We start from the raw sequence: 6,941 nt of genomic DNA, 5'->3' as shown, positions 1-6,941 counted from the left end.
GTCGCAGTTAGGTCAGGGCTTCCGGGTGGGGGAAGTCGGGCCTAGCTGCGAATTTTTTGGTTTATAGAGGTCTTGACATCTTGTTCACCCGGGTGTGGTGTATCAAATCTGGACGTATCCTGGCCGTTGATGTAAGTAGGTTAAACTATCGTGCCATTTTTTAGCAGACGTGTGCGGGCACAGGTGGCAGGGAGATGTCTTTGTAAGAAAAGGCTAACCAGTGTAGGGGATTTGTCTCACGCACTATTCCGAAGTCGTACCTACAGACAAGCCCCTATCTGATTTCGTAGATTGGAATCACTTAAAAGCTGGTACACATGATGGAGTGTTGCCAGTTTCATTTCTTTCTCAAAGCACATCTGATGTTCGCGGGCTTTTGTTAATCCACGCAAGATCACAGCTTCCGGGTGGGGGAAGCAAGAACTTGTATTTAATGGAGAGACAACTGCTGGTGAACCCAAGCAAATCTGTCTCCGCATTTCTAAAGACAGTGATAGAGCGATAGCGTCGCAGAGATGCCAGGCTTCCGGGTGGGGGAAGCCTGGCTTACCTGCGAAAAGTTTAAGTAAAATTGTTGCCGTATCCAAGCACTTCTGAACCGCAACAATACATTTCAAGTCTGATAGTCCTCCTAGCATAAGAAAGCCTGAGTCAATATTCAATTGACTCAGGCTTTCCTGCGTATAGCGTTTTGGCGCGGGCAATGACCGGACAGGGGCTCCTGTCCGGGTTGCGCCACCTACAAAAAGGGTTACTTGGTGTCCTTGAGGACTTCGTCGATGGTTTCGACAATCTGCCCAACCAGGCCGTAAGACTTGGCATCTTTGGCTGTCAGCCAGAAGTTACGGTTGGTGTCTTTTTCGATTCTTTCGAGGGTCTGATCCGTCTGCTTAGCAAAAATCTCGTTGAGACGCTTGCGCATTTTGAGAATTTCGCCCGCTTCAATTTCGATATCACTCGCAGTACCCCCTGCGCCGCCGGCAGGCTGGTGTAGCAGGAAGCGTGTGTTCGGGAGGCAGTAGCGGTTTTCGAGGGGGACAGATACAAAGATCAATGCGCCGGCGCTTGCCACCCAGCCTGTGCCAATGATGCGCACAGTTGGGCGAATAAAGCGGATCATGTCATGAATCGTATCGCCGGCTTCCACATGGCCGCCCTGCGAGTTGATAAACAGGGTAATATCACCGTCTGACTCTGCCGCCATTCCGATTAACTGTGCAACAACACTTGCTGCCAGTTTCTGGTTGATTTCGCCGCTGATGATGATTGTTCTTGAATCAAACAGCCGACTGGCAAGGCTTTCAGGTACAGGTTGGTTTGGTTTGTTCTCCATACAATATCAACTACTTCATTTTCTATTTCACAATACGGTTGCTGCAGTATTTTCAGGCCAAAGAGATGTCTACTTCTAAATACGACGTAGCTAATACGACACAGCAAACGGTGTTGCGAGAGCAACACACTGAAAGTCTATAACAGATTAGTTAATGACAGGTTGCCGGGAATGCGACTTGATTCTGTATATCGCCCGGTAGGGGTTCTGAGATAAGTCATTTCCCGAAAAACCTGCTTTTTTTCTACCTCCCTGCCACTTGACAGGAGTTCTTATCGGTTCGCTTTGCGTTTTTTACAATTCAACAGCACTGATCGTATTATGAATGTGCAAATTAGGTATTATCTTTCTTTATGAATTGCACCTACTTGGCTTAGTTTTTGTCAGTATTTTGACGATACCCCGAGTTGATGTATCAGAATTTCAGTGGTTCGTTCTGTGCATAGCGAGTAAAATGTGAACGCGCAAACGATTCCGCGGGCCATCGCCGCCAGGCCTGCAGTATCCATACCCCCGCATCTGTAACCACCATATCCCTGCCTACTTATGACATCCCGTATTGCTACACTTTTTGTTGTTCTCCTGTTGATTTGCACAGGCAATCTTTCAGCACAGGACAAACATAAAATCCGCCAGGCTGCTGGTGATCAGGTGGCTAGCGCCAAATCTCAGTCTATTACAGGCGCCAAGGTGGTCTGTCAGAATGGATTTGCATCCGGGTTTCCCTGCCAGCTTTCTGATCTGATGTCTTTTGTGACCAATGCAGATCTTGCCGGCGGGCTCGACAGCACCCGCCCGCTCGAAACCAATGATGTCTGGGGATGGACCGACCCGATGGACAACAAAGAATACGTGCTGCAGGGTATGCGCGGAGGCACTTCATTTGTTGATATTTCCGATCCGGAAAACCCGGTTGTTTTGGGGTACTTGCCAACCCATACGACCCCTTCAACATGGCGAGACATTAAGGTATATAACAACCATGCCTTCATCGTCTCTGAGGCAAGCGGACATGGCATGCAGATTTTTGACCTCGCACAGCTCCGCGCTGTGGCTTCGCCGCCGCAGTTGTTTACCGAAACCGCCCACTACGATATGTTCAGCAAGGCGCACAACATTGTTATAAACGAAGATACGGGCTTTGCTTATGCTGTTGGCGCCAATGGGGGCGGCACAACGTGTGGCGGTGGGTTGCACATGATCAATGTCACTGATCCGCTCAACGCATCCTTTGCCGGCTGCTTTTCTGATTCAATGACGAGCCGCGGCTACAGCCATGATGCACAATGTGTTGTTTACAACGGCCCGGATGCAGAACACGCCGGCAAAGAAATTTGCATCGGCTCAAATGAAAACGCCATCAGCATTGCGGACGTGACGGACAAGGACAACCCTGTTGCCCTTGCTCAGGGTACCTACCCGCAAGTAGAATATGTACACCAGGGCTGGTTCTCAGATGATCACCGCTATTTCTTCCAGGATGATGAACTGGACGAAGGCCGGCGCGGCAACAATACCAAGACAATCGTCTGGGACCTCGAAGACCTCGACGATCCAGTGGTTCTCAAAGAACACATCGCAGCTACGCCGGTGATCGATCACAATATGTATTACAAAAACGGACTCCTCTTCCAGTCCAACTATACCGCAGGATTGCGTATTCTAGACGTTTCTGATCCCGCAAATCCTGTAGAAGTGTCTTTCTTCGACACCGTACCCAGCGTCAATAACGTCAGCTTCGACGGCTCCTGGAGCAATTATCCGTTTTTCGAAAGTGGGGTTATTGCTGTCAGCAGTGGTTCAGAAGGGCTTTTCCTTGTGACAACAAACGTAGTTGGTACAGCCGTTGAAGAAGCGGAGCTTCCTACGCAGCTCACCTTGAGTGCACCTTATCCTAACCCGTTTGATGAGCAGACATCTATCACGCTCACGGTTGATCAGACGCAGCAAACCGAAGTGCTTGTATATGACATGCTTGGCCGGCAAGTCGCTGTGCTGTTCGAAGGCCGCATCGTTCCCGATGCACCACAGGTTGTCTCGTTCGAAGCCAGCACGCTGCCAAATGGCAAGTACATCATTCGTGCGACCAGTGAGACATCTGCCCTCTCTCGCGTTGTTACCCTCATAAGGTAAATAAAGACAACGGGTTACGAATTCCACTTAGACTAGCACTTTAAGTTTTTTTACCATAGATTTACCCTCCCAAGGTGTGTTCTTGAGTAGGCAGTATTTTCTATTGGATAAAAAATTATCCCATCATATTGAAGGGCGCATCTCGGTATCCTGAAATTGATACCATCACAGATCGAAGATGAAGATATATCTCGGGCGAATTCTTTCGCTGATATTGTTAAGCGTGGTCGCTGTTGCGGGTTGTGAGCTTGTAACCCCACCCTCAGCGCTGGATTATACACAGATCCAAACAGCAGATATCAGCTACGTCAACCATATCCAGCCCATATTTGATAGATATTGTACCAGGTGCCATGCGGGCACTGATGCCGCTGAAGGGCTCAGGCTTGATAGCTGGGAGAATCTGGTTGCTGGCGGGAATAACGGTAGCGCACTCATCGCCTTTGATGGGGACAATAGTTTGATGATAAATATGGTCACCAAACTTGTTGGCGGACCACACCCATTCGAATTGTCGGCAGATACACTTGGGCAAGGTGAGATTACTTTTTTGAAGCGCTGGATAGATGGTGGTGCGCTGTTTGATGATGGTTCCGTGCCTTATGGCGATGCGTCTGAATTGTTGTATGTGCCCAATCAGAACGATGCACTTATCTCCATTATTGATACCGAGTCTCAGACGGTTATACGGAATGTAGACCTGGTTGAATTGAATTCCGACCTCTTCACTCCCAATGCAAAGCCTCATCATGTGGCCGTTGATCCGACTGGTGATACTTGGTATGTATCTCTGATTGGAGACAACAAAGTTTGTGAGTTTTCCAATGGCTCCCAAAACCGCCCATTGTTTGAAGGCTGTGTCGATTTTGAGACCCCGGGGATACTGGCCGTTAATGGTGTCAAAGATGAAGTTTACGCCGGCCGTTCGCTAACAGCTGTGACGCCGCCGCAAAGCATCGCCGCCATTACGCAGCTTGACCGAAGCGTTCGCGAAATCGATGTGTTTTTCTCCCGTCCACATGCACTTGCTGTAGATCCTTCAGGGGAATTTGTGCACACGGGTAGTCTAAACGAAAACCGGGTCATGACGGTTAACACGTCAACCGATGAAGTCACCTTCACCCTGCTTGCGGCTCCGTTCCATTCGTTTGTGCAGTTTGCCATTTCGCCTGACGGCTCTCGAATGGTGGCAACCGGCCAGTCTTCCAATCAGGTCGTAATCCTTGACAGCGCTTCGCCTCCAGGTATCATCCGCATCGGTGCGATCGAAGTGGACAACCAGCCATGGCATCCCGTATGGACGCCTGACGGTTCTCAGGTATATGTCGGTAACCTGAACAGTAATTCGGTTTCAGTACTCGATATGAACAACTTCACCATTTTGCAGACCATTACCGGTGATGGCCTTTCGCAGCCCCACGGTGCATCCATTACGCCTGATGGGGACTATGTCTACATCTCAAACAGAAACATGGCCGGCGGTTTTACGCCCCGCTATGATTTTGGTACAAACCAGGACAAAGGCACTGTTGTTGTAATCAACACCGCAACCAACACCATCGAAAAGGTAATTGAAGTTGGACGATTCCCGGCCGGCCTCTCTGCAATTGTACCGTAGTGCGTTAGTCTGCTTTCTTTTTTTGCTCGCCGGCCTGGTCAACAGCTACCAGGCCGTCGCGCAATCCATCCCCCTCCTGCGGCAGATTACACCTTTTCCCGTTTTTGACGAGATGGAGGTGCCGTACCAACTGCCTTTCCTTGATGGATTCAATACCCCGCGTCCCCAATTTGTAGATATTGATGCGGATGGGGATGTCGACCTCTTCCTGCAAGAGCGGTCGAATCAAATCATGTTTTTCGAGCATAACCCGGCTGCTGCGACCCCCTTCTCACTTGAAAGCAGTCACTTCCAGCAACTCACCGTAGGCGAATGGTTTCGTTTTGCCGATATCGACGGGGACCAGGATCTGGACCTGTTAACTGAACGATCGTTCAGCTTTGTCCAGTATTTCGAAAACACCGGCAGCGCTGAAGTCCCTGTTTTTGAATTGGTTGCAGACACATTGTTCGAACAAAACGGGGAGCCACTCTTTGCTGATCGACAGAATATCCCGAACGTCACCGACATAGATTGTGATGGGCTCCCTGATTTGTTTGTTGGCCGGCTCGACGGGACCATCCGGCGGTACGAACTGGTCCAGTTTGATGTCGAAGGTGTTCCGCAATTTGCATTGGCAGATGAGCGGTTTCAGGACATAGAAATTGTTGGAGAAACGGGCAAGCAAAACAGCGATGCGGCGCGTCATGGTGCCAACACCCTGGCGTTTGTTGATTTTGATGGTGATGAGGACCAGGATTTGTTTTGGGGGGACTTCTTTGAGTCCGGATTGCTCTACTTCGAAAACAAAGGGACCTGCGATCTACCTGATTTTTCAGGTGAGTCTGCCGACTTTCCTTTGAATGATCCGCTTGTGTCCAGTGGATACAACGCGCCGACGTTTGGTGATGTTAACGGTGATGGTGTTATCGACCTGCTCGTAGGTGTACTGGGGGGCGCCTTTTCGGCCTCAAGCAACCTTGCGGACAATATGCTCTTCTTTCAGGGCAATGAAGATGGCGGGTTAAATCAGCAGACATCCCGATTCTTGTCAAACCTCGATTTTGGAAGCGACAGTTTGCCGGTATTGCACGACGGAGATGGCGACGGTGATCTCGATCTGTATGTAAGCAACAGCCTGGATCCCAACACGCTTGAAACGGCTGCAGTGTATTTTTTCGAAAACCGCGGGGACGCGATGTCGCCGGCGTTTTATCAGGATGGGCAGTTGGCGCTTGCGCCGGCATTCAATTATGCCCCTGCTTTTGGCGATCTGGATGCAGATGGAGATGCTGATATGCTTGTAGGTTCATGGCAGGGCCCTATACAGTATCTGCGGCAGGATGGAACGGGCATCGCCGGTTATTCGCTTGTTGATGAAGCACTACTCGATCTCCCCGCCGGTAGCAACAGCACGCCGGTACTGGTTGATTTAGATGGGGATGATGACCTGGATGTGATTGCCGGCGAAGCCAATGGGACGCTCAATTTTTATCAGAACACCGGTTCAACTTCAGCGCCCGTTTTTGCTACCCCCATTGAAAACTGGCAGGGCATCGACGCCGGCCGTCGCAGTGTGCCTGTTTTTCTGGATATCGATGCAGACGGCGATCAGGATCTGGTGGTTGGTACGGACCAGGATGGCGTCCTTTTGTATACGAATACAGGTAGTGCTGATGCGCCGGCGTTTACCCTTGCTGAAGATGTGTTTGGATTGTCTGATGTGCGTAGAATTACGCCGGCACTGGCCGACCTGGATGCAGACAATGATTTCGACCTTGTTATCGGCTCGTTGACAGGTGGATTACAGTACTTTGAAAATCAAACGGTCCCTGCCAATACTGAGGTCATCGATTCACCGTTGCCGCAAGCAGCGAT

At 50.0% G+C, this 6,941-nt stretch carries 4 protein-coding genes; 3 read left to right on the top strand and 1 reads right to left on the bottom strand.

The features are described from left to right. Positions 1 to 751: 751 nt before the first annotated feature. Positions 752 to 1,333: an ATP-dependent Clp protease proteolytic subunit gene (locus AAF564_24965; GenBank protein MEM8488820.1), complete on the bottom strand. Its 582-nt coding sequence runs from the start codon at positions 1,331 to 1,333 to the stop codon at positions 752 to 754. 546 nt (positions 1,334 to 1,879) lie between these two features. Between AAF564_24965 and AAF564_24960 the strand changes: the two genes are divergently transcribed. The 3 genes from AAF564_24960 to AAF564_24950 form a co-directional block, all read left to right on the top strand. Continuing rightward, the gene (locus AAF564_24960) at positions 1,880 to 3,466 is read left to right on the top strand and encodes a choice-of-anchor B family protein (protein ID MEM8488819.1); all 1,587 of its coding nucleotides are present in this window, start codon (positions 1,880 to 1,882) and stop codon (positions 3,464 to 3,466) included. Between the two features lie 178 nt (positions 3,467 to 3,644). Next, on the top strand, positions 3,645 to 5,084 hold the full coding sequence (locus AAF564_24955) for a c-type cytochrome domain-containing protein (protein MEM8488818.1): 1,440 nt from the start codon (positions 3,645 to 3,647) through the stop codon (positions 5,082 to 5,084). After that, the coding region (locus AAF564_24950; protein ID MEM8488817.1) for a VCBS repeat-containing protein at positions 5,038 to 6,941 on the top strand (1,904 nt) is incomplete at its 3' end. The genes AAF564_24955 and AAF564_24950, both read left to right, overlap by 47 nt.

This window comes from Bacteroidota bacterium (assembly GCA_039111535.1).
Taxonomy (GTDB): domain Bacteria; phylum Bacteroidota; class Rhodothermia; order Rhodothermales; family JAHQVL01; genus JBCCIM01.
This window is presented reverse-complemented; position numbering and strand designations above follow the sequence as displayed.